Source organism: Streptomyces sp. NPDC089919 (assembly GCF_040684615.1).
Taxonomy (GTDB): domain Bacteria; phylum Actinomycetota; class Actinomycetes; order Streptomycetales; family Streptomycetaceae; genus Streptomyces.
Window position 1 is genome coordinate 59950 of record NZ_JBFBGK010000031.1, and the last position, 13122, is coordinate 73071.

The following is a 13122-nucleotide window of genomic DNA, read 5'->3' on the forward strand; positions in this document are numbered from 1 at the left end:
GGTCGCCCCCGGGTCACCAATAGTGCCTGCGGCCTCCCACGGCGTGACCGACTGCACCGAGCAGCCACAGGACCAGGCCGATGACGACGAGGATCACGCCGATCGTCCAGATGAACGAGATCCCGGTCAGGAAACCGATGATGAGCAGGATGACTCCGAGGAGAACCATGACCGCCTCCTGTCGCGGACGGGGATACCTCCCGCGTCTACCACCGATCCGCCCGCTCATGCGTACGGATCCTCAGCGGTGTGCGGCGACCGGCGCCGGGCAGGGCGGGAGTGCGGGGCGGTCGCGGGTGCGGACGGCGGGGAGCCACGCGGGGGTGGGGGTGTGCGGGAGGCGGATGCGGTACCAGACGGTGGAGACCCGGTCCTCCTCGTCGATGATGGGGCGGCCGTCGGGCAGCAGGCAGTCGGCGGTGAGCCGGTCGCCGTGCCAGACACGGGTCGGGACGACGTTGGCCGCCGTGTAGGGGCGGCGGGGGTCGACCGCCAGGCCCAGGCTGCACCGGCGCTCGCGGTCGGCGCGGTCCTGGCAGCCGCGTTCCGCGTTGAAGACCCGGATCCCGGCGGCGGCCCCCGCCGGGCCGTCCGGTCCGGCGTCCGCGCACAGCGCGCCGGCCGCCGCCACGCACCCGGCGAGGGCCAGCAGGGCGCGGCGCCGGAGCGCCCGGCCGGCCGCCGGGGCCGGCGCCCCGGTCCCGCCGGCCGCCTCGTACGCCCGGATCCGCTCCAGCAGGGACTCGGCGGTGTGGGCGGCGCGGTCCGCGTGGGTGGGCGCCAGGCAGTCGGCGGCCAGGGCCCGCCAGAACTCCGGTACGGCGTGGTGCATCCGCAGCGGCGCCCGGCCCTCGGCGTACTCCTGCACGGCGGCCGACCGGGCCGCGGGGGTGGCGCCGGGGAAGGGCGGCGCGCCCCCGGCGAAGACCTCGTGGATGACGATGCCCAGGGCCCAGACGTCGGCGCTGGGCCGGATCAGGACGCCCCGCTCGCCCAGCGGTTCCTTCCAGCGCTCGGGCGGCAGGTAGTCCAGGGTGCCCATCGGGACGGCGTACCCGTGGGTGCCGGTGAACTCCATGGCGAAGCCGAAGTCGGACAGCCGCACCTCGCCGTCCCGCCCGATGAGGATGTTCTCGGGCTTGAGGTCGGTGTGCACCCAGCCGGCCCGGTGCAGGTGGGCCAGGCCCTCGCAGATCCCGGCGATCAGCGCGGCCGGGCCGGCCGGGACGGTGCCGGAGGTGAGCAGGTCGCGCAGGCTGCCGCGGGCCCGTTCCATGACGAGGACGATCGCGCCGTCCAGCAGGGGCCGGTCCGGGGCGTCGAGCACCAGGGAGTCGATCAGCCGGACCAGCCGCGGGTGCGGGGCCCGGCGGCCGAGTTCGAGCTCGCGGCGGGCGGACTCGGCGACGGTCCGGGCCTGCCGCGGGGCCAGGCCGGCGGTGGGCAGCACCTTCAGCGCCACCTCCGTCGCCGGGTCCGGCCGGTCCGGGCAGCCGTCCGGGGCGTCCGCGGGCCGGGCCGCGTAGACGGTGCCCCAGCCCCCCGCGCCGATCGGCTCGGCCACCGTCCAACGGCCCACCCGGCGGCCCGGGTCCAGGGGTTCCTCGTAGCCGCTGCCCCAGGAGGCGGCCCGCTCGTACACCTGCACCACGTCCTACCGCCCCGGCCCGTCCGGTTCGGTGCGCGGGGGCAGCAGCCCGAGGTGTTCCTCCCGCACGATGCCGAACTTGAGGGCCAGTTGGACCACGGCCTCGCGCTTGCCGGTGCGCCGGTCGGGCCGGCCGGCGCCGTCCGGGTCGGGGGCGCCGATCCGCAGCTTCTCGTCGGCGAGGTAGTCCAGATGGGAGCTGACCGCCCGGGCGGTGAGCCGGCCGCAGCCGGGGTGGGCCCGCAGCCGCTCGACGACCTGCGGGGTGGTGGGCACGGCGGCCGGGGAGAGGTCCCGCAGCCAGGGCTCGCAGAGCGCGACCAGCACCAGGAAGTAGGTGGCCGTCTCGTCCAGGGAGTACGCGGTGAGGGTGCGGCTCTCCCAGGAGCCGCCCAGCGCGCGCGGTTCGAGGTAGAGGTGGTCGGGTGCGAACACCTGGAAGGAGACCGGCTCTTCGCGGCGGGAGGGCAGCACCACGCGCGAGAACTCGAAGGGGATGGGGGCGCCGACGCGCCGGGGCGGCACCCGCAGGTACTCGCCGGCGCCCTCCGGGTTCTCCACCAGGTAGCCGTGGGTGGCGCTGAGGTTGCTCAACTGCCAGTGGTCGTCGGTGGCGCGGATCTCGCCGGCCAGCCGGGACACCGCCTCGTCGGCGAGCCGGAGTTCGACCGGTGTGCGCGCCGATCCGCGGCCGAAGCGGGCGCGTTCGCCCGGGCCGAGCCGTAAGGTCACGGCGTCGCAGCCGCCCCTTTCTGGCAGGTGCACGACAATTCCGCTCACCGCTCCCCCGTCCGCGTGCCGGTTGGTTGCCCGACACACGTACGTTACCGCCTGCGCAGGGGGATTCACCGCGTGGCATCGGCCACTTCGCCGGCCACGCCCGGCCCCGGGGCGGGCTCAGAACAGCACGGCACCCCCCGTCAGCGGCGCCATCCGGTGGTCGCCGAACTCCGCCCAGGGCCCCCAGCCGCCGCCCGGCCGCAGCTGCACGCGGGTGCGCACCCGGCCCTCCCCGGTCACCGCGAAGACGTGCACCCGGCCGGTGGCATCGGCCGCCGCGGCGGGGGCGGAACCGAGGACGGCGGCCGGCTCGCCGAACTCCTCGGCCGCCGACCAGCCGCCGCCCGGGGCGAGTTGCCGGCGGCGGTCCAGCCGTTCGCCGCCCGGCGCCGCGCAGAACGCCTCCAGCCGGCCGTCGGCCCCCGGGATCAGCAGCGGCGCCGCGGCCGCCCAGCCGGCGAACGGCTGCCAGTCCTCCCAGCCGCCGCTCGGCGCGGCCTGGCGGCGGGCGAAGGCCCCCGTGCCCGAGGGGGCGATCGCGGTGACCGTCAGCCGGCCCGAGCCGTCCCGGGCGACCCGGGGCGCGGCCCCCGCCGCGGTGCCGAAGCGCTCCCAGCCCGACCAGTCGCCGCCCGGGGCGAGCTGCCAGCGGTGCAGGATCCCGGTGCCGCCGGGCTCCAGGGCGAACACCTCCAGCCGGCCGTCGTCGTTGGCCGCCACCACCGGGGGCGCCCCCGCCGGGCCGCCGAACGAGGCGTCCCAGGGGTCCCAGGCGGGGCCGCCCGGCGCCGACTGCCGCCGGCGGGCGACCAGAGCGCCGGCGGGGGCGAGCGCGAACACCTCCAAGCGCCCGCCCGCGCCCAGCGCGACCGCCGGCACCGCGCCGGCCGGGCCGCCGAAGCCCTCCCAGTCGCCCCAGCCGCCGTCCGCCCGCTGCACCCGGTGGTGCAGGGCCGCACCACCGGGGGCCAGCGAGAAGACCTCCAACCGGCCGTCGGCGTTGCGGCCCAGGGCGGGCACCGCACCGGCCGGGCCGCCGAAGGGCTGCCAGGCCGACCAGGCGTCCGCCTCCGGGTCCAGCTGGACGCGCTGCCACATCGAGCGGTCCTCGGCGTCGAGGGCGAGGACCGTCAGCCGCCCCCGCACGTCGAGCGCCGCGACCGGGTTGTCCGGGCTCTGCCAGGGCGGCGGGACGTCCCCCCACTCCAGCGGCGCGATCCGCAGCCCCGGCCGGAACCAGCCGGCCGCGCTAGCGAACCACCGCCCGCCGTCCAGCACCGGCTCGACCGCGTGCCCGGGCACCTGGCCGGCGTACCCGTCGAGGGTGAAGCGGAAGGGATCCTGCGAGGCCAGCACGTCGGTGCCCTCGTAGCCGCCCCGGGGCCCGATGAAGAGGTGGTACCAACCGTCGCGTTCGACCACGAAGGGCGATTCGGTGACCGAGACCCCGGCGGCCACGGTGGTCCCGTCGGCGTACGCGGTACCGGGCGCGCCCCAGTGCACCAGGTCCGGGGAGCGCCGGTACCGGACCAGGTGGCGGCCGTCGGCGGCGACCTCGGTGTAGTACATGACCCACTCGGCGCCGATCCGCAGCACCATGGGGTCGCGGGCGGCGGTGCCCCGGAAGAGCGGCCCGGCCGGCAGCCGGGTCCAGGTGAAGAGGTCCGGGGAGGTGGCGAGGTTGATCGCGGCCCCGTCCCGGCCACCGGCGGCGTAGAACATCCAGTAGGTGCCGTCCGCCTCGATGACGTGCGGCGCCCACAGGTGCTCCTCCCCGTGGTAGGCCGGGTCGACGTCCAGTGCGTCGGGGTGGGCGGTCCAGGGGCCGTGCAGGTCCGGTGCCGAGGAGTGGGCGAAGGCCGTCTCGGCGGCGCTGTCCGGGGACCGGCCGGGCGGCGCGGCGTCGCCGACGATGGCGAAGAGGTGCCACCGGCCGCCGGCCCGGATCAGCGTGTGGTCGTTGAAGTACCGGCGCCGGCCGGCGGAGCCGGCGTCGTGGACGGGGGTGAAGGGGCCGGCGGAGAGCCACCGGTGCGGGACGCCGTCCGGGGCCCCCGCGGCGGCCCCGGCCCGGCCCGCGAGCGGGAGCCCGAGGGCTCCCGCTCCGGCCGCGGCCAGCAGGCCCCGCCTGCTGATCGGATGCATGGCTCTCCTCCTGAGGACCCGGGCGGGTCAGTTGACGGCGGGTCCCGAGGTGCCGTTCAGCCAGGCCCACTCCGACCAGCTCGAGAAGCCGGTCTGCCACTTGTGGTGGACCCCGGCCCCGCTGGTGCCGAAGACCTCGATCCGGCCGTCCGCGTTGCCCGCGGCGGTGACCTCGGTGCCGCCGCCCCCGAAGGTCTCCCACTGGCCGTACGGGGCGTTGACCCCGGTCTGCCAGAGGTGCTGGGCGGTGCTGCCGTTGATCGCGAAGACCTCGACCCGGCCGTCCGGTGCGCGTTCGCTGGTGAGCTGGGCGTCGGCGGGACCGCCGGTCCCCTCCCACTCCGACCAACTCGCCGGACCTGTCTGGTACTTGTGGAAGACCCCGACCGGTCCGGAGGCGAAGACCTCCAGGCGGCCGTCCTGGTTGTGGTCCACCGTCAGGTCCCGGCCGCCGCCGCCGAAGCCCTCCCAGGCCGACCAGCCGCCGTTGACCGCGGTCTGGTACTGGTGCTGGAAGACGTCGCCGTTCAGCGCGAAGACCTCCAGCCGGCCGTCGAGGGACTTCTCCATCTCGATGCGGCTGTTGGCGGGGCCGCCGCCGGCCGGCTCCCACTCGGACCAGCCGCCGTTGGGGGCGTTCTGGTACTTGTGGAAGATCCCGACCGGGCCGGAGGCGAAGACCTCGATCCGGCCGTCGCCGTTGACACCGGCGGCGATGTCCTTGCCCCCTCCGCCGAACGCCTCCCAGCCCGACCAGCCGCCCGCCGGCGCCAGTTGCCAGCGGTGGGAGAAGGAGGTGCCGTTGATGGCGAGGAGTTCGAGGCGGCCGTCGGCGTTGGGCGCGATGGCCAGCTCCGCGCCGCCCGGCCCGCCCAGCGGCTCCCACTCCGACCAGGAGCCGTTCACGCCGGTCTGCCAGGCGTGGTGGATCCCGTCCGCGCCCGCCGCGAAGACCTCCAGCCGGCCGTCCGCGGAGCGCGCCGAGACCACCCGGCCCGACTCGGCCGGGTACGTCAGGGGGCCCGGACCCGGTTCGTGGTGGCCGAGCCGGTCCACGGCGGCCCGGGCCTCGTCCATGTGCCGCCAGTGGGCGCCCGCGTTGTAGGTGGACCAGGGCTCCCAGTTGGCGCCGCCGGAGGAGATGGCGTACGCGGCGTCCGCGTTGCACTGGGGGTCGAAGGCGCAGGCGTCGTCGACCTCGGGGTGCCAGTAGTCGTTGATCTGCCACAGGCCCCGGTCCCGGGACGGGGGCGTGTTGTTCTGGACGTTGGTGGCGGACGGGTTGCAGCTGGACTCCGCCAGGGCCACGGCCACCGCGGTCACCAGTCCGTCGCCGCGGAACCCGGCCTGGTAGCCGGTCCGGGCGCACAGGTCGCTGGCGGCCGCGGCCGCCGGCCCGGCCCCGGCCAGCGCGCCCGCGGCCAGGAGCAGCGGGAGGACCGCGGCCAGGACCGCGCGGCGGAGCACCCGCCGCGTGCGGGGTGGGGTGATCACCTGCTGTCTCCTCTCAGTTGACGGCGGGACCGGCGGTGCCGTTCAGCCAGGCCCATTCCGACCAGGTGGCGAAGCCGGTCTGCCACTTGTGGTGGACGCCGGCCCGGCTGGTCCCGAAGACCTCGATCCGGCCGTCGTCGTTGGCGGTGGCGGCGATCTCGGTGCCGCCCCCGCCGAAGGTGTCCCAGGGGCTGTACGGGGCGTTGACCCCGGTCTGCCAGATGTGCTGGGCGGTGCTGCCGTTGATGGCGAACACCTCGACCCGGCCGTCCGCGGTGCGCTGACTGGTGAGCTGGGCGTCGGCCGGGCCGCCGGTCCCCTCCCACTCGGACCAACTCGTGCCGCTGGTCTGGTACTTGTGGAAGACGCCGACCGGTCCGGAGGCGAACACCTCCAGCCGGCCGTCCTGGTTGTGGTCCACCGTCAGGTCCCGGCCGCCGCCGCCGAAGCCCTCCCAGGCCGACCAGCCGCCGTTGACCGCGGTCTGGCACTGGTGCTGGAAGACGTCGCCGTTCAGCGCGAAGACCTCCAGCCGGCCGTCCGGCGCCTTCTCCATCTCGATCCGGGCGTCGGCGGGGCCGCCGCCGGCCGGCTCCCACTCGGACCAGCCGCCGTTGGGGGCGTTCTGGTACTTGTGGAAGATCCCGACCGGCCCCGAGGCGAAGACCTCGATCCGGCCGTCGCCGTTGACACCGGCGGCGATGTCCTTGCCCCCTCCGCCGAACGCCTCCCAGCCCGACCAGCCGCCCGAGGGCGAGAGCTGGTAGCGGTGCTGGAAGACGCCCCCGTTGATGGCGAAGAGTTCGAGGCGGCCGTCGGCGTTCGGGGCGACGGCCAGTTCGGCCCCGCCCGGCCCGCCCAGCGGCTCCCACTCCGACCAGGAGCCGTTCACGCCGGTCTGCCAGGCGTGGTGGACGCCGTCGGCGCCCGCCGCGAAGGCCTCCAGCCGGCCGTCCGCGGACCGCGCGGACACCACCCGGCCCGACTCGGCCGGATAGGTGAGCGGGGTCGGCCGGGGGCCGCTGCCCGGTTCGCAGGGCAGCTCGATCCCGCCCTCGGCGAGGTAGACCTCGGGGTCGATGCCGTACGAGGCGGACGGGTCGCCCCAGATCCGCAGGTGCAGGTGGGGGCCGTCGGCGTTGCCCTCGGCGCCCATCAGCGCGATCTGCTGGCCGGCCGTGACATGGTCCCCGACCGAGACGTCCCGCCGGCTCATGTGCCCGTACTCGGAGATCCTGCCGTCCGGGTGCTGGACCCGGATCCACTGGCCGTAGTCGCCGGTGTACCCGGAGATGGTGACCTCGCCGTCACCCACGGCGTAGATCGGCGTACCGGTCTGGTTGGCGATGTCCACGCCGTTGTGACCGCTGTGGTAGTGCTGGGAGACCCAACCGGAGGTCGGGCAGGCCACGCCGGACCCGGTGACCCGGGCGGTGGCGGTGGGGGCGGCCGTCACGGCGGGCACCACGGCCGCGGCGACGGCGAGCAGGACGCGCAGGGCGCGCCGGGACAGGGCGGGCAACACGGCTCCCCTCCCCCGTCAGGCCTTGCGGAGACGGCCGATGATGCCGTCGATGTCGCGCTGCATGAGGTCGTGCCGGATGAAGTGGCCGCCGGGCACCTCGTACGACTCGTGCGGGATGCCGGCCCGGTCGAGCAGGCCCCGGAACTCCCGCTGGCCGGCGAGCACCTGGGTCTCGTTGACGGTGTCGAACCAGTTGACGGGGTCGGGGCTGGTGCCCGCGACCAGGAAGACCCGCTTGTTGCGGTAGCTCTCGATGCGCTGCACCGGGTTGTCGGCGTTGATCCGGGCCTCGTCCCAGAAGGGCGCGCCGTAGATGGTGCCGCCGTTGAGGTCGAGGGCGGCGGCCGAGGCGTTCGCCCAGTGGCCGACCAGGCCGCCGTCGCGGCGCAGGCTGGCGGGGCCGGAGTGGGCGCTGACCGAGGCGAAGTGGCCGTAGTACTTGGCGGCGTACTTGAGCGCGCCGAAGCCGCCCATGGAGAAGCCGGACACGGCCCGGCCGTCGTACTCGGCGAAGGTGCGGAAGTTCGCCTCCACCCAGGGCAGCAGCTGGTTGATGTGGAACTGCTCCCAGTTGCGCGGGCCCACGTTGGAGCTGACCGGGTTGGAGTACCAGCCGGCGTGGCCGCCGTCGGGCATGACCACGATGATCGGGCGGCCGGCGGTCCACTCGCGGACGCCCTCGCGGTCCATGGTGATGAAGTCCTGGTCGGTGCCGCCGCCGTGGAAGAGGTAGAGGACCGGGTAGGTGCGGCCGCTCCAGTGGTAGTCGTCCGGCAGCAGGACGTTCACGCCCGGGTTCCAGCCGATGGCGTCGGTCTGGAAGCGGTAGTACCACATGCGCGGGTCGCCCTCGTTGCGGTCCACGATGCGCAGACCGAAGCCGTCGCCGGCCGCGGCGGCCGACGGGGCGGCCGCGAGCACGCCGCCGGCGCCCAGCGCCGCGGCGGCGCCGAGACCGGCGGCGGACTTGAAGATGCTCCTGCGGGTGGGGTGGTGCGCGGTCAACGTGACCTCCTGTGGCGAAGCGCGCGGGGATCCGGACGCCGTGGGACGGACGGTTCGCAAGCTAGTGACGCCCCGGACGCCGGTGAACCCGGAACCTTCCGGACTGACAGGCCCGGGCCGGGTCGGCTAGGAGGTGCGGGCGGCCCGCGATAATGACCGTCCGGGTCGCCGCGGGCAGGCGTGTGCGCCCCGCCGACCTGGGAGGACGAGGGACCGATGACGCTCACAGAGGGGAGCCGGGCACGGCTGCTGGCGGAGATCCGGCTGCCGGGGCCGGTGACGCTCGCCGCGGACCCGGAGGCCGCGGTGGGCTTCCTGTCGCTGGCGGCGGGCGCCGAGGGCGTGGTGGAGCGGGCCGAGGAGGACCAGGACCAGGGCCGGGAGGTCGGCGAGTACCTGCGGCTCAAGTCGCTCTTCGACGACTTCGGCCACCAGATGCCGCCGGGCAGCCGGCAGCAGCTGGCGGACCAGGTGGCGGCACTGGAGCCGGCCTGGCTCGAGCACGAGCGGCGCGGGCCCCGGGTGAGCGTCCGGGTGCGCTTCGACAACGGCTTCGTGCTCGACGGCGCGCCCGGGGAGGTCTTCGCGGCGGTCTGAGACCGCCGCGCCCGCTCAGCGGTCCTGGATGCGCCGGAAGGGCCGGTCGGCCTCCAGCTCGAAGGCCAGCTCCAGCAGGGTGCGTTCGGCGCCGGGACGGGCGGAGAACATCACCCCGACCGGCAGCCCGTCCGCGGTCGCGGTGGGGGCCGGCAGGGACAGCGAGGGGGTGCCGACGACGTTGTTGACCGGGGTGAAGGTCACGTACCCGAGGATCCGCTCGATCAGTTCCTCGTAGGGCACGGCCGGGCTGAGCAGGCCGATCCGCGGGGTGGTGTGGGCCAGTACCGGGGTGAGGACCAGGTCCAGGCCCCGGAAGGCCGCCGCGTACGCCTCACGGGTGCGCCGCAGCCGCCGCAGCACGCCCGGGGTGCGCCGCCAGTCGGCCAGGTAGGTCTGCCGCAGGCCCCGGCTGAGGCCGTCCATCCGGTGCCGGTCGAAGTCGGCGCCCAGGGTCCGGCCGGTGAGGCCGATGAGGAAGGACAGCATCCCCCAGTAGGTGAGGAAGTCGTCGGTGAAGCGCGGGTCGATGGCCAGCTCCACCGGGCGCACGCTGTGGCCGAGCCGTTCCAGCTGCGCCACGGTGGCGGTGACCGCATCCCGGGTGTCGGCGTCGGTGGGCACGCCGTTGGGCGAGTCCACCAGGAAGCCGATCCGCAGCCGCTTCGCGGCGGGTCCCGCCACCAGCCCCACCGGCGGCAGCTTGGGATTGCGCCAGTGCGTCTCGGCGGCGGCGAGGAAGGCGGCGGAGTCCCGAACCGACCGGCTGACGATGCCGTCGGAGACGATGTCCAGCGGCAGTTGGCGGCTCTGCGCGTTGGTCACCACCCGGCCGCGGGTGGGCTTGAGGCCGACCAGTCCGCAGCAGGCGGCGGGGATCCGGATCGAGCCGCCGCCGTCGTTGGCGTGCGCCAGCGGCACCGCGCCGGCCGCGACCAGCGCCGCGCTGCCGCCCGAGGAGCCGCCCGCCGAGAAGCCGGTGTGCCAGGGGTTGCGGACCGGCTCGGCGCCGTCGTACTCGGTGCTGGGGCTGAAGCCGAACTCGGGCAGCCGGGTCTTGCCCAGCACAGTGACGCCGGTGCTCAGGAACTGCCGGGTGAAGGGGGCGTGCTGGCGGGCCGGGCGCGGCCGGAAGGCGGCGCTGCCGTGGCCGGTGGGCAGCCCCTGGTAGTCGGTGTTGTCCTTGACGAAGGTCGGTACGCCCGCGAAGGGACCGGCCGCGCCGGGGGCGGGGACCGGGTCCGGGGCGTAGGCCTGGACGGCCCCGAGGCGGTCCTGGACCGCCCGGACCCGCGCGACGGCGGCCCGGGCCGCCTCCTCCGCGCCGACCTCGCCCGCGCGGATGGCCGCGGCCAGGCCGACGGCGTCGTGCTCGCCGAGGGCGTCGTCCCGGAAGGCGTGCACCGTGGTCCGTTCGTCGGAAGTCGTCACCGCTGCCTCAGCCCCCGGCCGTGTGGATGGTTGGCGGCCATCATGTCCTACCGTCGAGTAACACTGTCAAGTGATCGACGACGGCCGCTTCTTGGCCGGGCACCCGCCCGCGCGGTCGGCGCGGGCGGGGCCGGGGCGGGGCCTGGCCGGTTACGGCACGGGCTGCTGCTGGGTGACGCAGTGGATGCCGCCACCGCCGGTGCCGAGCCGGTCGATGTTGAGCTGCTCGACGACCCTGCCGGGGAAGAGCCGGGTCAGGGTCGACCGGGCCGCGGTGTCCGCGGCGGTGTCGCCGAACTGGCCGGAGATCACCGCTCCGTTGCACACGTAGTAGTTGGCGAAGGAGGCGAGGAAGTCCGGGTTGGTGGAGCGGATCTTGTAGTAGTCCGGGCCCTGGAGCTTGTCGACGGTGATGCGGGCGCCGCCCGCGGTGGTGGCGGCGGACAGGGTGGCGTACTGCTGCCGGGCGTCCTTCGCGTAGGCGTCGTTGTCGCTGGACAGGGGCATCTGGACCAGGGCCCGGCCCGGCGCCAGGAAGCGGGAGGTCGCGTCCACGTGGTCGTCGGTGATGTCCTGGTTGCGGACCCCGTCGAACCAGATGACCTTGGAGGCGCCGTAGGCGGACTGCAGCGCGGCCTCGATCTGGGCCTGCGAACGGCCGGGGTTGCGGTTGTTGTTGATCAGGCTGCTGCGGGTGGCCATCAGGGTGCCGGCGCCGTCCTGCTCGACCGCGCCGCCCTCACCGATCAGGCCGGCGGCGGTGAAGGGCACCCCGACGTAGGCGGCGATCCGGCCGGCCACCAGGGCGTCCTTGGCGTGCGTCTGCCGGTTGCCCCAGCCGTTGAAGTTCAGGCCGACCGCGTCCAGAGCGCCGGCGCCGTCGGTGCGGAAGACCGGGCCGGTGTCGCGCATCCAGCAGTCGTCCACCGGGATGGTGGTCACGACGGTGACCGAAGAGCCGCACAGCGAACGGGCCTTGGCGGCGCTCGCGGAGTTGGCGCAGAGGTAGACCGGCTCGTACTTCGCGATGGTCCGGGCGATCAGCGCGATGTCGGACTGCACGCCGCTGAGCTTGCTGCCCCAGATGGCGGTGGAGTCGGGGAAGGCCATCCAGGTGCGGGTGTGGCGGACGTCCTCGATCGGGACGCGGAAGGCGCCGGCCGCGGCGGCCGGGCGGGCCGCGGCCGCGGCCCGGCCCTGGGCCGAGGCGAGGGCGGCGGTGGCGGCGGTCAGGCCGGCCGCGGCGAGGAACCGGCGGCGGTCCAGGCCGGCGCCGGACGGGTGGCTCGGGGGGTGGGTCATGAGGGGTGTCTCCTTGGGAGGTCAACTCCCCGCGGCGGTAGCGGGGTTGGCCTGAAAGCTAAAACTGGCCAAGCGCTCGGTCAATAGTTTTGGCGAGACCGGTCCGGCGGATCCGGCAACACCGCAGGTCGCGGCCGAACGGGCGGGCAGGGCGCGTCCGGCGGATCAGGGCCGAGGACGCGGCGCGGCCTGGCACGCCACCGCGCTGCGTTGCTGAAACGCCCCGACGGCTCCGCCATCGCGACGCTCCGGCGCCCTGCGGTGCACCGCACCGGACACCGCGGCCCGTCCGGCCCTGATCCGCGGACACGCCCTAGAGTGACGCCATGGCAGCTTCCGCACCCGGCTCCCCGGACCTCCCCGCACCCCCGCCCCGGCCCGGCGCCGGGCCCGGCCGGACCCGGAACTCCGCCAAGGGCGAGCAGACCCGGGCCCGCCTGGTCGCCGCCGCGCGGACGCTGCTGGCGGGCGGCCGGAGCGAGCCCTTCACCACCCGCAACGTGGCGGCCCTGAGCGGCGTTTCGCACGGGATGTGCCACTACCACTTCCAGGACCGCACCGAGCTGGTGCTGGCCGTGATCACCGACATCCGGCCCGAGTGGATCCTGCCGCTGGAGGCCGCGGCCGGCGGCCCCGGCTCCTTCGCCGACCGGGCCGAGCGGGTGGTCGCCCTCCTCTCCCGGCCCGAGGGCGCCGAACTCTCCCACCTCCACTCCGCGTTGCACTGGCAGGCCCTCACCGACGACCGGGTCCGGGAGAGCCTGGCCGCCGAGTTCCGGCGCTGGCGGGGCGCCTTCGTCACGCTCTTCGAGGCGCTGGACGAGGAGCGGGGCGGGGGCCTCGACACGGTCCTACTGGGCGAGACGGTGGCCGCGGCCGTCGACGGCCTGGCCGCCGCCGACGCCCTCGGCGGCCGTGCCGCCCCCGAAGCCGTCCTCCGCACCCTCCTCCACGCCCTCTCCACCCCCTGACCCCCTCCCGGGGCCAGCCCCGCCACCCTCCCCGGATCCACCCGGCACGGGGGCGGCCCCCTTGGCCTCCGCCCTCGTACCCGGTGCACCCCGCACGGGTGGGCGTGGTGTGTGGGGGAGGCGCTTTACGGGGTGTGGCAGGCTGGTCCGGAGGCAGGCCCGGGCCTGGGATGGCCCGGAGGGCCACGGCGAAGCCGCGAAGTCCCAGGGGTGGGCCTGCCGCA

At 75.4% G+C, this 13122-nt stretch carries 11 protein-coding genes; 2 read left to right on the forward strand and 9 right to left on the reverse strand.

Going from position 1 to position 13122, the window contains the following annotated elements; all coding sequences use genetic code 11:
• Nucleotides 1-13: 13 nt before the first annotated feature.
• The 7 genes from AB0O40_RS15685 to AB0O40_RS15715 all read right to left on the reverse strand — a co-directional run bounded on the left by AB0O40_RS15685 (nt 14) and on the right by AB0O40_RS15715 (nt 8597).
• Nucleotides 14-169, reverse strand: coding sequence for a DUF6131 family protein (locus AB0O40_RS15685; protein WP_365040757.1), 156 nt, complete (start codon nt 167-169; stop codon nt 14-16).
• A 72-nt stretch (nt 170-241) separates the two neighbouring features.
• Nucleotides 242-1648 carry a serine/threonine-protein kinase gene (locus AB0O40_RS15690; RefSeq protein WP_365040790.1) on the reverse strand — a complete coding sequence of 469 codons (1407 nt, stop codon included), beginning with the start codon at nt 1646-1648 and terminating at the stop codon, nt 242-244.
• Between the two features lie 6 nt (nt 1649-1654).
• Entirely contained in the window at nt 1655-2428 is a 774-nt protein-coding gene (locus tag AB0O40_RS15695; RefSeq protein WP_365040760.1) for a serine/threonine protein kinase, read from the reverse strand.
• 117 nt (nt 2429-2545) lie between these two features.
• Nucleotides 2546-4573 carry a family 43 glycosylhydrolase gene (locus tag AB0O40_RS15700; protein WP_365040763.1) on the reverse strand — a complete coding sequence of 676 codons (2028 nt, stop codon included), beginning with the start codon at nt 4571-4573 and terminating at the stop codon, nt 2546-2548.
• 27 nt (nt 4574-4600) lie between these two features.
• On the reverse strand, nt 4601-6067 hold the full coding sequence (locus AB0O40_RS15705; RefSeq protein ID WP_365040766.1) for a transglycosylase SLT domain-containing protein: 1467 nt from the start codon (nt 6065-6067) through the stop codon (nt 4601-4603).
• Nucleotides 6068-6080: 13 nt separating this feature from the next.
• Nucleotides 6081-7592 carry a peptidoglycan DD-metalloendopeptidase family protein gene (locus tag AB0O40_RS15710; protein ID WP_365040769.1) on the reverse strand — a complete coding sequence of 504 codons (1512 nt, stop codon included), beginning with the start codon at nt 7590-7592 and terminating at the stop codon, nt 6081-6083.
• Nucleotides 7593-7607: 15 nt separating this feature from the next.
• Nucleotides 7608-8597: an esterase family protein gene (locus tag AB0O40_RS15715; RefSeq protein WP_365040772.1), complete on the reverse strand. Its 990-nt coding sequence runs from the start codon at nt 8595-8597 to the stop codon at nt 7608-7610.
• Nucleotides 8598-8813: 216 nt separating this feature from the next.
• Between AB0O40_RS15715 and AB0O40_RS15720 the strand changes: the two genes are divergently transcribed.
• On the forward strand, nt 8814-9194 hold the full coding sequence (locus tag AB0O40_RS15720; RefSeq protein ID WP_365040775.1) for a hypothetical protein: 381 nt from the start codon (nt 8814-8816) through the stop codon (nt 9192-9194).
• 15 nt (nt 9195-9209) lie between these two features.
• On the opposite strand, the gene AB0O40_RS15725 is transcribed toward AB0O40_RS15720, so the two are convergent.
• Both AB0O40_RS15725 and AB0O40_RS15730 read right to left on the reverse strand, forming a co-directional pair.
• Nucleotides 9210-10625 carry an amidase gene (locus AB0O40_RS15725; protein ID WP_365040778.1) on the reverse strand — a complete coding sequence of 472 codons (1416 nt, stop codon included), beginning with the start codon at nt 10623-10625 and terminating at the stop codon, nt 9210-9212.
• 150 nt (nt 10626-10775) lie between these two features.
• Nucleotides 10776-11927: an agmatine deiminase family protein gene (locus tag AB0O40_RS15730; RefSeq protein WP_365040781.1), complete on the reverse strand. Its 1152-nt coding sequence runs from the start codon at nt 11925-11927 to the stop codon at nt 10776-10778.
• Between the two features lie 326 nt (nt 11928-12253).
• Here AB0O40_RS15730 and AB0O40_RS15735 point away from each other — a divergent pair, with 326 nt between their 5' ends.
• Complete coding sequence (locus tag AB0O40_RS15735; RefSeq protein ID WP_365040784.1) at nt 12254-12898, forward strand: TetR/AcrR family transcriptional regulator; 645 nt, start codon at nt 12254-12256, stop codon at nt 12896-12898.
• Nucleotides 12899-13122 lie beyond the last annotated feature (224 nt).